Below are 14008 nucleotides of genomic sequence, written 5' to 3' on the forward strand. Positions count from 1 at the left end.
GGGTTGAGACCTATGTCAAACTATAGCCTTCTGATTGTGGATGATGTACCAGAAACGGTCAAGACCATCGGTGAGTTGCTTGCGCTGCACGGCTTTCACGTCTATACCGCAACCAACCCGGATGAGGCTCGGCAGATTGTTGAGACAAGACACATTCATCTTGTCCTGCTTGATCTCTGCCTGACTGGGGATGGCGACCCCTCAGACGGTGGGCTCGATCTGGCGAAAACACTTGATGCCGCCATCCCTAAAATCATTATTACCAAGTTCCCCTCCTTTGATACCCTCTACAGTACGCTCCCTGCTGCCGGCGAGAATGGGTTCATTGTTGATTATGTGCTCAAGCTGGATGGGTTCGAGCATCTGCTCAGGCGCATCCAGGATGCCCTGACGAAACATGCACCGATTAACTGGCAATTGAAGATCCGCTTTAGTGAACGCTTCCCCGTCTGGCAACGCCTGTCGCTCGCCCGCCTGACCGAGTTGATTGTCCCGACGTCAGAAGATCCCATGGTCGAAGCGCAAAAGATTGACGAGTTATTACGCCTGCTCTTCCGCAAGCACGAAGAGATTACCATCGAACGGGTCATCAGTGCGACGCACGGGCGCGTCGCCCTTGAAGTGCGCGGCAATCACCCCGAACGTGGCCATGAACACTACCTGGTGGTCTATGGAAGCGAAGCGGATGTTACGGTCTATGAACAACATCGCCAGCACTATGCCCCCAAAGATGGCGATGCCCGCGTTTTGCATCGTGAGTTCACCGCCCGCATCCCCGGATACACCGCCTATGCCTATCTGCTCCACGGGGTGCGCCTCGCGTCGAGCGTGTCGCTCCGTGAGTTCTACCACACCGCCGACGCCGCAAGTATGACCGAGATGCTCGACGACCTGCTGCGCCATGTCGTCCAGCCCTGGTCTGCACGTGCACCCATTGTGACCAATCCCAAAGAAGCCGCCGCCTTCTTTCGCACGTGGCTGCACACAGACAGCCCAACTTCGGCAGAACGCCAGTTGCAACAGTGCATGGCAACCCTCGCCCAGGCAACCCTGCGCCTGGGGGCCTTTCGGATCAATCTGGTCGGTCAGGCGATCGAGTTCCACCTGCCCGATGCCGAACCCGCCGTGCGCCGCCTGGCCCTGCCAACCAATGCCCTGCGCGTCGAGTATCTGATCTCGGGGAGCGAGCATCTGGTCGGCACGGTGAATGGGGCCGTTGACCTCGAAACGGTGCTGGTTGACCCCGAACGCAAAGGGTGTACCCTCATTGAATTTGCGCACGCGACGCGCGGCCCCCTCTGCGCCGATTACGCCCTGCTCGAGCATAGTCTGCGCCTCCAACTCTCGTCCGCCATCAATCTCAGCACCCGGCTCAAATGCGAAACCGCCCTGCTCGCGATGCCCAATCTCACGACACCTCCCGATATGACCGGACTCGACCCCGAGGTGCAGAAATTGATGCGTGCGATCACCCGGGTGCGCTACCTCGCCGGTACCCTCAGCCCCATCCGTGACCTCAAAGCCTATCACGCCGGCGTGCTCTTCGCGGCACTGCGCCATCTCCTTGCCACGCCCGTCGAAAATCAAGAAGATCCCGGCATCCTAATCAAACTGGTGCATAGTCTGCTCTGTGCCGCCCTCATCTATGACGATCTGACCCGTGAACAAGAGCATGTCACCGTTGATCAGCATCAGCGCATCGTGACCATCCATGGCCGCGAAGTTCCGCTTACGCCCCAACTCTTGCGCCTCTTTGTCTATCTCTACGAGCGCCGCGGCAAGGTCTGCACCAAAAAAGAGTTGCTGCGTGAAGCCCTCGAAATGCCAGATATTGAAACCTCGGCTGATGTGCAGCGCAATGAAAGCACCCTGCAGAATCTCATCTCGCGCCTGCGTCAACTGATCGAACCCGATTTTCAGCACCCCATCTACCTCGAAACCGTCCGCTCGAGCGGCTATCGCCTCAAACTCTAGGCCAGCACCCCGCCAGGGCACCCGCCAGGGGTGCCCCTACACCGGCCCCCGCCACCGGCCCTGTACGGGCACCCCTGGCGGCGGCCCCTACACCGCCCCCGCCCCCGGCCCTGTACGGGCACCCCTGGCGGCGGCCCTCCCCTGGCGGCGGCCACCGGCCCTGTACGGGCACCCCTGGCGGCGGCCCCTACACCGGCCCCGGCCCCCGGCCCTGTACGGGCACCCCTGGCGGCGGCCCTCCCCTGGCGGGTGCCCTCCCCTGGCGGCGGCCCTCCCCTCTGCGTGCCACCACGCCAGCGGAGCTGGCCTGGTGGCACACACACCACCTGAGAGCGTCTTGTGAGTTTTTGCATAGGAAAATCCCTGCCCTTGTGAGCATTACGATGGTAAATCGTAGCAGCTTACGAGGGTATCTTTATCCCTGTACGGTATGCTTAGACTGAGCCACAGATAGCCTTAGAAAGCGTCGTGGCAACGAGGGTCAGGTTCGCATGGCAGTTAAGTATCGGGAAGAAGAGAAAGGGGTACGCGATGCCAAGTCACAACCGTCACACAAGTGCCACGTACGTGTTTCGTCGCTACATGCCCTGGGTTGCCCTCAGGATGATGGCCTATTTCTGGTGTGCCGTCATCATCGTGAGCGTGGCCGCCGTGGTCGAACAGGTCGTCTTCGCAACGGTAGCCCTGATCCCGCTGGCCCTGGCGCTGCTCGTCTTCCTTCGCTATCGCACCGAAGCGGTCTGCATCCAGGGTGACCTGCTGATCTTCCGCTATGGGGTGCTGGCAGTGCGCACCTATAGCCTGCCGCTCTGGACATGTACGCCCGACTATCACCAACCGTTCATAGCGCGGATGCTCGATTATGGCACGATCCACGTCGGGGCAGGCGCAAGCCCGCTGACAATGCATGAACTCGGAGACTTTACGCTGCTTCGGACGATGATTATGTCACGCCAGGCCGAGATGATGTCGACGCAAAGACAACGACGGGTCCTGATGATTACGTGACCTCAAGACAACAGAAAGGGGGTAGAGCTGTGGAACAAGAACACAAAACCGGCTTCTATACCAACGAACGCCCCCTTGATCTGATGATTGGCGGACGCTTTATCCTTCAGGCGCAACTCGCCCGCACGGCAATGAGTCACGTCTTTCGCGCCTACGATTGTCACACGGGTACCGTCTGTGTCGTGAAAAGCCTCGCGCCCACCGCGCGAGGCTTGCCCCCCGATGATGCGTTGCTCGCTTTCCTCCGCGAGGCGGCAACGCTCGCCCAGCTTGACGGGCCGTTTCCCAGGCTCGTCACCATCAACCGTGAGCAGGCTCACTGGTATATGGTGCAAACCTATATCGAAGGCCAGACGCTTGATGCAATCCTTGAGGCCAAATCGCTCACCGAAGCCAGAGCCCTCACCATCGCCGCGTCGCTGATCCAGGCGCTCAGCCTCGTCCATCAGGCCAATCTGATCTACGGCGACCTGCATCCCGGCAATGTGATGGTTCAGGCTGATGGCAGCGTGATCTTGCTCGATATGGGCCTCGCCCGCCCATGTGCCAGCGACCCGCCCGAGTTGCGCGGTATCGGTACACCCGGCTATGCTGCCCCTGAACAGTATGCCGGGTTGCCGCTCGACCAATCGAGCGACATCTATGCCTTGAGCCTGGTGCTGACCGATCTCTTTGCCGACCTGAATGTGCCCGAGGTCGTGCATGTCGTCCTGGCTCAGGCCCAGGAACCACTGCAAGCCAGACGCCGGGTAGGGCTTGCCGATATCCGCCGGGTTGTCGACATCGCCCAACGCAACCGTCGCCGCCGTGCGCAACCAGTGCCAACCCTGCCAGCCGTCGACCTGCGCACTGCACGGCGGCAACGCGCTCAACAAGCCCGTATCATCGGTCTCTGCATCATCACGATGCTTGCCATCCTGGTGCTAGCAGGACTGGCCTTGGGAGGAGTGCTGGCGTAGTAACGCGTAGGGCGGCCGCCCTACGCCAAGGTTCGGCTGGCGAACGATGGCACCATCGTTCGCCAGCCAAAGGTTAATCAAGACTTAATCGAAAAACCATGCCTCCTTAACACATCTGATCTACAAGATCACTACAATTGCAAGGTGAGAAACCTCACTTGCATCCAAGTTAAGGAGAGCGTATGAAAGTCGCCCGTTTCGCCCATGGCCTGGCCCTTCTGCTGGTAGCTACGATCCTCCTCGTAGCCTGTGGTTCACAAACTCCTGCCGCCCCGGTTGCCTCAACAAACGCCCCTGCTGCGATTGACTGGAGCACCATGACCTCTGCCACGGAAGGTGGTGGGATGGAGGCTCTGATTGCGGCCGCACAGGCAGAAGGCGAATTGAATGTCATTGCCTTGCCTGATGATTGGTGCAACTATGGCACGATGATGGCAACGTTTAGCGAAAAGTATGGCATCAAGGTCAATTCAATCAACCCCGAAGCCGGTTCCGCTGATGAATTGCAGGCTGTCCGCGATAATCGCGAAAACAAAGGCCCCCAGGCCCCCGATGTGCTTGACGTTGGCCCGGCTTTCGGCCCGCTCGCCAAGGATGAAGGTCTCCTCTCACCATATAAGGTCATGACCTGGGATACGATTGATGGGCTCAAAGACCCCGATGGCTACTATTACACCGATTACAACGGCGTCATGGTCTTCGAGGTCAACCTGGATGTGATTCAAGATGTGCCCCAGGATTGGCCCGATTTGCTCGATCCGAAATATAAGGGCCAGGTAGCCCTCGCTGGCGATCCTCGCGCCTCCAACCAGGCCGCCCAGAGTGTCTATGCCGCGGCGCTTGCGAATGGCGGTTCGCTCGATAATATCGAGCCTGGTCTGGAGTTTTTCAAAACATTGAATGCCAATGGCAACTTGCTGCCTCTGATAGCGAATACTGGTTCGATCGCCAAGGGCGAAACACCAATCACGTTCCAGTGGAATTACCTGGCCCTCGCCAATGCCGAGTCCTTTAACGGCAATCCGCCGCTCGAAATTATCTATCCTGCGTCGGTCAACTGGGGCGGTTTCTATCTCCAGGCGATCAGCGCGTATGCGCCCCACCCCGCTGCGGCCCGCCTCTGGCAAGAGTTTCTCTACTCAGACGAAGGTCATACGATCTGGATGCAGGGCTACTGCGCCCCCGCACGCCTTGCCGATATGCTCGAACGTGGGGTCGTACCCGATGACCTCAAAGCCAAACTGCCCGACCCCGCGATCATTAGTAGCGCTGTGGTGCCCAATGCCGACCAGTTGAACGCGGCCCGTGAGTTGATCAAGACCCAGTGGGATAGCGTTGTTGGTCTCGATATCAAGTAGATCGTGTTGGTGACAATCCACGGATGACACGGATGGGGCGGTTTTCGTCCATCCGTGTCCTTCTGTGTTTTGCTGTGCCTCCACGTTGCAAAGGGACAAACGTTGCTATGAGCACTTCCCCCCCACCGCGCTATCGTAACAATGCCTGGCGCGAGCATCCGCTCTGGAATTGGGTCGGCCTCGTGCCGTTTTTTCTTTTCATTTTCTTGTTTCTGATCATTCCTTCGCTGAATCTCTTTACTGGTGCTTTTGTCACCAATAAAGGTCTCTTTACCCTCGAAAATCTCAGCGTTTTCCGCAATCCTCTTGTGCTCAAAGCCTATATGACGAGCCTCCAGGTGAGTTTGCTCACCGCCGTGATCGGCGGCCTCTTTGGGTTTTTCGTAGCGGCAGCCGTGGCCCTTGGTCATCCCCCACGCTGGATGCGTAGTCTGATTATGACCTTTTCCGGGTTGGCAGCCAATTTTGGTGGCGTGCCACTGGCCTTTGCGTTTATTGCCACCCTCGGACGCACTGGTTTTGTGACGGCGCTGCTCAAAGAGGTCTGCTTTGCTGGCCCGGATGGCACGCAAATCTGCCCCTTTAATCCCTATGACCACGGCTTCAGTCTCTATAGTCTGACCGGCCTCGTCTTGGCCTATACCTATTTCCAGTTCCCGTTGATGGTGCTGACCATCACGCCCGCGCTCGAAGGGATGCGCAAAGAATGGCGCGAAGCGGCGGCGAATCTGGGGGCTTCTACCTGGCAGTACTGGCGCGATATTGCGCTGCCGGTGCTCACCCCTTCGATCCTCGGGGCAAGTATTCTGCTCTTTGGCAATGCTTTTGGCGCCTACGCGACCGCTCAGGCGTTGACGGGCGGTAGCATTCCGCTGGTCACAATCTTTGTCGGTCAACAGATCCGTGGGGATGTACTCGGCAATCCTCACGAAGGGTATGCGATGGCGATAGGCATGGTGGTCGTTATGGCCATCACCATCGTGGCCTACAGTATGTTGCAGCGTCAGGCGTCACGGTGGATGAAAGTATGAAAGCACAACCGATCAACTGGTGGGCAATCTTCTGGATCGTGCTGGCGGCACTCTATTTTTTCTTGCCGATGTATGGAACGCTCGATTTCTCGTTGCGCATGGAACGCAATACCATTAGTCTGAAGGCCTATGAAATCGTTTTTGCCGATCCTCGCTTCTGGCAGGGGTTTCGGTACTCGACCCTTATGGCCCTGATCACGATTATTGTCAGCATTATCCTGTTTGTGCCAACCGTCTATTGGATGTATCTGAAGGTGCCCCAGGCCCGTCCCATCATGGAGATTATCACGATTTTGCCCTTTGTCATTCCGACCATCGTCTATGTCTTCGGGTTGATTCGGACGTTTTCACGCCCTCCCTTCCAATTGACGCTCCATGCCTTGACGACTGATATGCTGATTGTGGCTGGGTATGTGGTGATTTCGATGCCTTTTATGTTCCGGGCGATTGATGTCGGCATGCGCGCTCTTGATGTGCGAACCCTCACCGAAGCCGCCCAAAGCCTTGGCTCAAATTGGTTCCAGGTGCTGGTCTATGTGATTGTGCCGAATCTCCGCGTTGCGATCCTCAGTGGGGCCCTCATCTCGTTTGCGACGGTGATGGGTGAACTTATTCTCGCCAGTTTCCTGGTACGCCCCGCCCTCGCTCCTTATATGGCGCTCTTGGGGTTGACCAAAGCCTATGAGCCGGCTGCATTGGCCATTATTAGTTACGCCCTTACCTGGGTTAGCCTCGGGTTGCTCCAGCTCGTTAGTCGGGGCGGCACAACCCGACAGTTGACTGGAAGATAAGGTGCGGGAGAAGACATGACTCATCTTGAACTCAGCCATATCCGCAAGGCGTTTGGCCCAGCTGTTGTCGTCGAGGATTTTAATCTGGCGGTGACCCAGGGGGAATTTATCTCCTTCCTCGGGCCAAGCGGCTGTGGCAAAACAACCACCTTGCGTATGATTGCCGGCTTTGAATTACCCACAGCAGGCACCATTACGATTGATAGCACCGATCTTACCAATACGCCTCCCAATAAACGCAATGTGGGGATGGTCTTTCAGTCCTACGCGCTCTTTCCAAATATGACGGTCGCGCACAATGTAGGCTATGGCCTGAAAATCACGAGCAAAAGCAAAACCGAAATGATGCAGCGCGTCCACGAGATGCTCGCGCTGATCCAGATGGAGGAGTTTGCCCAGCGCTATCCGTTCCAACTTTCAGGCGGTCAGCAGCAACGCGTGGCCCTCGCCCGCGCCCTCGCCATTCGCCCAAAGTTGCTCTTGCTCGATGAGCCGCTCTCGGCGCTTGATGCCAAGATTCGCCTCGAGTTGCGTCACGAGATCCGCCGTATTCAACGCCAGTTGGGCCTTACGACAATCTATGTGACCCACGATCAAGAAGAGGCCCTCTCGCTCTCCGATCGCATTGTGGTGATGAGCAAGGGCAAGATTGAACAGGTCGGTACCCCAACTGAAATCTATAATGCACCAGCGACCGAGTTCGTCGCTCGCTTCGTTGGGCATATCAATTTGCTGCCGGTCACCGTGCTCAATCCCGCCAATGGGGTCGTAAGCCTCGGTCGCCAGACCCTGCGCGCCGGGCGCTTTGGTCAGCTCAATGGGCGACCAGTGCAACTCGCTGTCCGCCCCGAAGAGATCAATCTTGGGGCAAAGCCCGACGCTAATACCCTCAACGGCGAGGTGGAATCGGTCACCTACCTGGGGTCAATTGTTCGTATCGGTCTACGCATCGAGCATCATCCGCTCTCGCTCGATGTTTTCAACGAACATACGCTCAAGCTGCCGCGCATCAGTGAGACGCTCGCGATCCATTTTCCCGTAGATGCCTGCTGGCTGATGGAGAAGTCTGATTAGAATTTATATGCAAAAACGCGATGATAAAAGCCGGCGAAGCTGGCCTTTATCATCGCGTTTTTGCAAGTATGACAACGTCTCTAGCGCCGCACAAACGGGAGATAAGCCTGTGGCACCAGGGGGCCTTGTCCACTACTGCCAACGCTAATGAACCCGTAGGCCGCATCATTGTCGTCACGAACCTGCACAAGTTGCCCTGCGGTAGGTTCAATCACGGCGTATATCGTATACAGCCCCCGCTCTGCCGGGGTGATCCAGTTCACCTCTGCGTTCACCGAACTTCGCGCCGGGATGCCGTCAACAACGGTGCGCCCAATCAGGCGATCCGGGCCAGGCGGGTTCTGTGGGTTCGTCGAACCACTGTCGGCAAGATAGAAGGCTACGCTGAAGCTCTGATTCTGATCTTGTAGGCCATAGTTGTGGATCGGTACCTGCACACGTACCTGTTCTCTCGGTTCAGGCAAGGCCGGTAGCACTCGGATCTCGCGGGTGTAGCGCCGCAGCGCATCGCCCTGATCGCCTCGCCTCCACGGGAGGTTGAAGGCCGGATCAGGCTGGTTGTAATACTGATCCCAGCCATTGCCCGGCTCAACAATGGGCTCGGCAGCGTAGTCAATCACAAAGGCGTTGAAGCCAGGTGACCAGTAGACAAATGGTTCGACCCGATACGGGAAGCGCACCGCCTCGCCGGTCAATGCACCAATCCTGATCCGCACGACGGTATCTTCCTGAAGGCGGAATTCGTGGTTCGAGATCCGCTCCGACCCGTATTCATCACTGTAGCGCTCGACAAAGTAGGGCCGCTTGTAATCTGACGAGGCCGAGCCGCCGATCTGAAAGAACCCAAAATCTAAACCGGCACTCACTTCGACTGAGCCTTCGGCACCGCCTGTCTGGACCTCGCGCCCGTTGACGATGTTCTGCGAACGACTGTTGCTGCCCCGGTCTTCGCGGATTTTACTCAATGTCAACTCAAATTCGGTGACTTGTTCGCCCACGCTGACCCGCCGAAACTGCGCAATCCGGTTGTACAGGCGATAGTTCGGTGGCGCCTCACGAGGGTACGACAAGAGATTCAGTGGCTCATGGCTAGGGATGTAGCCCGACGCAAGCCGTTTGCCCGGCACAATCGTCTCGGCGCTGACGTTGCACTGGTTGTTGTCACAGACCGGCCAAACGACCAGCAAATGCCCGCCTACGGTGTTGCTTTCATCAGTGTAGATCGGGTATTCCCAGGTGTCATAGTCGCTCTCGGTACGAATGATGACGTCGTCACGCCCCGCCAGAATCGATTGCCGCAGGCGTACCGTCTCGATGCTCGTGGTGGCTTTCTCAAAGTTGGTGCCATAGCTGCGCTCGATGCTCGTGGCAACATGCGAGCCAAGCACGTTGTTGCCGCTGTTGAGCAGATCAATCATCCGCGTCACAATTTCAGGCCCGTTCAGATTGATCACATTTTGCTCAATATAACGAATCAGATCTTCAGCCGAAGGATCAGTTGGTGGGACGAGGGCCGCATTGATCCGCTTGATCTCGTTGATGACTTCGTCAATCACCGACGGTCCCTGCACATCTTCTGTACTGTTCCTCCCCAGGGTCCAACTCCGTTGAATGTCAACCGCAATCTCGCTGGTCGCGGTGCTTGTCTCGTAATAGACACTGGTCGCACACTCACTGGGGATGTTCGGGTTCTGGCAGACGTTGACGCTGATTTCGGTGCCGTCAGGCAGAATGTCAAAATGACTCGGCGGCGCGTTGATGATCGCCAGTACCTGGCCCACGTTCGTCTCACGCCGATAGACCGGCGGGCCGAGCCGCACGCGGTCGCCATCAAAATCGCCAAGCGCCAATGCATATTCCGTTGAACAACAAGGTTGATTGACCGTCGCATGCGTAAGTTGCGTACGCTCGACAACCCTGCTGATGTTGCCTCCCACGTCAAGGTCGGCCCCATAGACGATAACCTGGGTCTCTTGACGCTGGTTGCCAGTGCTGTAGCGATAGTTCACCGCGACAATTTCAGCCCGCAGATCGCGGTTCAGATCGGCCATTGCCACCGGGCGACGACTGCTCCCCCGATTTCCAAGCGACGTCAGACTATCAACCAGGGCAAGCTTGCCTTGATCATCGATCCGATAGAGCCGAAGGTTGTTTTCAATATAAAAAACAAGTTCATCCTTGCCATCGAGATTCATATCACCAACGGCGATCGTGCGAAAGGAGGCTCCATTCTGATCAACCCGTTGACGATCACGTTCCGTGACCGCCCCAAGATCGGCGCGTACATCGAAAATGCCGGCGAAACTCTCACGCTTGTCACTGCTATTGATCCCATAGCCAAAAGCAAGCTCCAGCGCGACGTCGTCGTCGAAATTGCCGGCAGCCACCGCCAGATTGCCAGGCGAAGCATTCGACACCAGCGTCTCGACCACCTCTGGTCCAACCAGATACGTTTTCAGGCGCGGCTCCAGCGTATCGTTCACCAGGGTGAAGAATTGAACATAAATACCCCAGTAGCCACTCTCGTTCACATTCTCTTCGACCGCAATAAGCGCAAGTTCGCTCTGCCCGTTGCCGTTGAAATCGCCAACCGCCAGATCAAAATTGAGCATATTAGAGGAAGTGGAGGCGGGAGCCTGCACCGCTATCGCCGCACGCCGACGAAGTTCGAGGCCCCCGTTGCCATCAAAGATCTCGAGATGCAACTGCCCGTCTTCCCCCTGATACGCCAGCGCAATTTCGTCAGAACGATCAGCATCAAGATCGCCCGCAGCCAGCCGCATCTCGTCGCTCCACCGCGTCAGTGTAATGCCTGACGTAGCAGTGTACGCCCGCTCCCAGGTAAAAGCCTGCTCGCCCCCCTGCAACTCGGGCACAAACAGGATCACCCGGCGCTCACGATCAGGCCACGCACCAACCACATTGCTGCGCAGGTTGCCATCAAGGTTGAAGGTGACCACATCCATCGGGCTACGCTGGAAACGACCAACATCCGGGCCAACGTTACGGCTCAGGGCCTCGGTTGGTGTGATCGCCCATCCAGCGTCGATCGTATTCGTTAAGGGACTTGTCACCGGCAAGACCGGGCCTGCCGCATCGTAAAAGGTGTGGTAGGCAACATCATCCGGCGTCGTGCTTGTTGGCGTCGGTCCATTCCAAAACAACACAATGTCGGCCGCATCAAGGAGCGTTGCGCTGCCAGCAAGCGGATCAAGCCCAGGGTTCTGGGCCAGTACCTCTTCAAGATTCGTCAACTTCGAAGGCTGCCCAGGACGATGCAACGGAATCGAGCCACCCTGTTGCGCTGAAGCCGAAGGTGGTGCCAGTGGCACGCTGCCCACCAGCGTGAAAAAGAACAGACTCGCCAGGGTCAACCTCATAATCAAGCGCATAGGTTATGTTCCTTCTGATTAGTAGTCTGTAACGTACGTTTTCTGCTCTGCTGCCGAAGGGAGTGCCGGCTTCAGCCGGCTCATGGCTTTTAAGAATGAAACCAGGTAGTGCCGACTTCAGTCGGCTTCCGGCTCAGCCAACTGAAGTCGGCACTAGGCTTCGACAAGCTCAGCCTCCGTCCGTTCGCAACGCCCATCGTCCGCCGTTGGCTGAGTTTGTCGAAGCCAATACCGAGAGCAGAAAACTTACTTCACACACTACTCATGCCTTGCATGAAGCGTCACGCCGAGAAAAGGTGGATGCTTTCTATCTTACGGAGGTTCCGTCAACGCAACGTCAATACAAGCAAGACTCATGCTAAAATGCTGTTATGCTCTTTCTGCTGGGTGCCATGCAACTTGTGGTGGATGGACACAAAGCAGCCCTCTTTACCCCCGAAAAATCCCTTGCACTCCTGGGGTATCTGGCCGCTCATCGTGGTATGCACTCGCGCCGTGCCCTCGCCGGGCTCTTCTGGGGCGACATGGCCGAAGAACGTGCTCAGGCTAATCTGCGCATGGCGCTCTATAATCTCCAAAAAACGCTCCCCGCCGGGTATGTCCAGTCCGATCGCAAGAGTGTGGCCTTCGATCCCAAGGGTCTGGTCAAACTTGATAGCGAGCAGTTTGAAGAACTCCTCAGCACTGTTCATGATCTCGACAACCCAACTAGTCTTGACACGCTCGATCAGGCCATCCAGCTCTATCGTGGCGAGTTTATGGCCGGAGTTGCGATCGAGCACGAGCTCGCCTTTGCTGAATGGCTCTACGAACGGCGCACCTGGTACCACGGGCGGGTGCTCGGTGCCCTCGATGCTCTGATCACCACGGCAACCCGCCACAGTGCCTGGCCCAGGGCTATTACGGCCACCCGCAAGCTCCTTGCCCTTGATCCATGCCGCGAACAGGCACATCGCCAACTGATGCACTTGCTCGCCCAGCAAGGCGCGTATACGGCGGCCCTCGAACAGTACGCGACCTGCCAGACGATCTTGCATGCACGGATGGGGCTGACCCCTATGCCCGAGACTGATGCGCTCTATGCACGCATCAGCATAGCGCGCCTGCGTGGCCCGCCGCCCCTCCCTGCCTCAACCCTTCCCCTTGTCGGACGCGAACATGAGCTTGGTCTGCTCTACCAATATCTGGTTGTTGCCCCCCTTCGCCTGGTCACGCTGCTTGGGCCAGGAGGCGTTGGCAAGACACGCATCGCCCTGGCAACGGCCGCCCACCAGCACTACGCCTGGCGCGATGGAGTCTGCTTTGTGCCCCTCGCGAATCTCACCAGTGGGGCCGATCTGGGGCAGGCGATCGCCGAGGTGCTCCAACTTCCGCTCTCTGGCCAACGCAACCCGCACGAGGATCTCCTCAATTTCCTGACCAACCGCGAGATGCTGATGGTGCTCGACAATTTCGAGCACGTCCGGGATGAGGGCCTTGCGCTCGTCGAGGCGCTTCTTGCGGCTGCCCCAGGCGTGCAACTCCTCGTTACGTCACGTGAACGCCTGAGCTTGAGCAACGAGGTATGCCTCAAGGTTGAAGGGCTCGCTTATCCCCTCGCACAGGTCGATCCAGCCGTCACCATCACAACCTATAGCGCGATCCAACTCTTCCTCCGTCTCGCTCACCTTGAATATGCCGACCCACCTCCTTCCTCAGAACTGCTCGCGATAAGCCAGATTTGCTACATCCTCGAAGGGTTGCCACTTGGCATCGAGTTGGCGGCCGGCCTCACCCCACACCTCAATTGCACAACGATTGCCGCCCTCCTTGAACATGATCGTGATCGCTTGCAATCCACCCTCCACGATGCCCCGCTCCGTCACCAGAGCCTCCGCACGGTGTTTGAACGCTCGTGGGAACGGCTCGATCCCTTTGAGCAACGTAGCTACCGTCGTCTGGCGATCTTCTCTGGATCATTCACCGCCGAAGCGGCGCGGAGCGTTGCCGGTACGTCAAGCTATGCGCTCGATCTGTTCCTCGGCAAATCGCTGTTGCGTACCAGCGATCAGGGCTACTACGAGTTGCACGAGATGCTGCGCTACTACGCCAACGAACAACTCGCCAATGACCCAGAACAGGGCGCTGTACGTATGGCGCATAGTAGCTATTACCTCAAGTTGCTCATTGCAAGCCTGGACGCCCTTGCTGGACCCGCGCCTCGTGATGCCGTTCAGCAACTGGGCCGCCAGTTCGCGAATATCCGGGCGGCCTGGCATCACGCCGCCAGGGGCGACACCGTGACCCACCTCGAGCTAGCGATCGAAGCCTTGTTACGTTACTATGTGGCAACCAGTCGCTTCCATGAAGGCGATCAGCCGAGGCCGCCAGCGACCAGCGCGTCACAGCCGTCTTGAAGATCGCCCAGGCACCCCCGGCCCA

Annotated in this window: 9 protein-coding genes; 8 read left to right on the top strand and 1 reads right to left on the bottom strand. The window is 57.7% G+C overall.

From position 1 onward, the window contains the following. The first annotated feature begins 12 nt into the window (after positions 1–12). The 7 genes from A9Q02_RS14260 to A9Q02_RS14290 all read left to right on the top strand — a co-directional run bounded on the left by A9Q02_RS14260 (position 13) and on the right by A9Q02_RS14290 (position 8195). Positions 13–1974 carry a DNA-binding response regulator gene (locus A9Q02_RS14260; RefSeq protein WP_097653756.1) on the top strand — a complete coding sequence of 654 codons (1962 nt, stop codon included), beginning with the start codon at positions 13–15 and terminating at the stop codon, positions 1972–1974. A gap of 531 nt (positions 1975–2505) precedes the next feature. After that, positions 2506–2982: a PH domain-containing protein gene (locus A9Q02_RS14265; RefSeq protein WP_097653757.1), complete on the top strand. Its 477-nt coding sequence runs from the start codon at positions 2506–2508 to the stop codon at positions 2980–2982. 29 nt (positions 2983–3011) lie between these two features. Continuing rightward, the gene (locus A9Q02_RS14270) at positions 3012–3941 is read left to right on the top strand and encodes a serine/threonine-protein kinase (protein ID WP_097653758.1); all 930 of its coding nucleotides are present in this window, start codon (positions 3012–3014) and stop codon (positions 3939–3941) included. Positions 3942–4123: 182 nt separating this feature from the next. Further along, positions 4124–5299, top strand: coding sequence for an ABC transporter substrate-binding protein (locus A9Q02_RS14275; protein WP_097653759.1), 1176 nt, complete (start codon positions 4124–4126; stop codon positions 5297–5299). Between the two features lie 107 nt (positions 5300–5406). Then, positions 5407–6330 (top strand): ABC transporter permease, encoded by a 924-nt coding sequence (locus A9Q02_RS14280; protein WP_097653760.1) that lies wholly within the window; start codon positions 5407–5409, stop codon positions 6328–6330. After that, positions 6327–7121 carry an ABC transporter permease gene (locus A9Q02_RS14285; protein WP_097653761.1) on the top strand — a complete coding sequence of 265 codons (795 nt, stop codon included), beginning with the start codon at positions 6327–6329 and terminating at the stop codon, positions 7119–7121. Before A9Q02_RS14280 ends, A9Q02_RS14285 begins: the two co-directional genes overlap by 4 nt. A gap of 15 nt (positions 7122–7136) precedes the next feature. Then, positions 7137–8195 (top strand): ABC transporter ATP-binding protein, encoded by a 1059-nt coding sequence (locus tag A9Q02_RS14290; protein ID WP_097653762.1) that lies wholly within the window; start codon positions 7137–7139, stop codon positions 8193–8195. A gap of 80 nt (positions 8196–8275) precedes the next feature. On the opposite strand, the gene A9Q02_RS14295 is transcribed toward A9Q02_RS14290, so the two are convergent. Beyond that, a complete protein-coding gene (locus A9Q02_RS14295) occupies positions 8276–11587 on the bottom strand; it encodes an FG-GAP repeat domain-containing protein (RefSeq protein WP_097653763.1) in 3312 nt (1103 codons plus the stop codon). Positions 11588–11958: 371 nt separating this feature from the next. Here A9Q02_RS14295 and A9Q02_RS14300 point away from each other — a divergent pair, with 371 nt between their 5' ends. Next, positions 11959–13983 carry an AfsR/SARP family transcriptional regulator gene (locus A9Q02_RS14300; protein ID WP_097653764.1) on the top strand — a complete coding sequence of 675 codons (2025 nt, stop codon included), beginning with the start codon at positions 11959–11961 and terminating at the stop codon, positions 13981–13983. Positions 13984–14008: the final 25 nt, after the last annotated feature.

Source organism: Candidatus Chloroploca asiatica, assembly GCF_002532075.1.
In the GTDB taxonomy this organism is placed as follows: domain Bacteria; phylum Chloroflexota; class Chloroflexia; order Chloroflexales; family Chloroflexaceae; genus Chloroploca; species Chloroploca asiatica.

What these genes read in the sequence shown, in the direction of transcription:
- A9Q02_RS14260 (WP_097653756.1), top strand. Translation starts at nt 13, where the DNA reads ATGTCAAACTATAGCCTTCTGATTGTGGATGATGTACCAGAAACGGTC.
- A9Q02_RS14265 (WP_097653757.1), top strand. Translation starts at nt 2,506, where the DNA reads ATGCCAAGTCACAACCGTCACACAAGTGCCACGTACGTGTTTCGTCGC.
- A9Q02_RS14275 (WP_097653759.1), top strand. Translation starts at nt 4,124, where the DNA reads ATGAAAGTCGCCCGTTTCGCCCATGGCCTGGCCCTTCTGCTGGTAGCT.
- A9Q02_RS14280 (WP_097653760.1), top strand. Translation starts at nt 5,407, where the DNA reads ATGAGCACTTCCCCCCCACCGCGCTATCGTAACAATGCCTGGCGCGAG.
- A9Q02_RS14285 (WP_097653761.1), top strand. Translation starts at nt 6,327, where the DNA reads ATGAAAGCACAACCGATCAACTGGTGGGCAATCTTCTGGATCGTGCTG.
- A9Q02_RS14290 (WP_097653762.1), top strand. Translation starts at nt 7,137, where the DNA reads ATGACTCATCTTGAACTCAGCCATATCCGCAAGGCGTTTGGCCCAGCT.
- A9Q02_RS14295 (WP_097653763.1), bottom strand. Translation starts at nt 11,587, where the DNA reads ATGCGCTTGATTATGAGGTTGACCCTGGCGAGTCTGTTCTTTTTCACG.
- A9Q02_RS14300 (WP_097653764.1), top strand. Translation starts at nt 11,959, where the DNA reads ATGCTCTTTCTGCTGGGTGCCATGCAACTTGTGGTGGATGGACACAAA.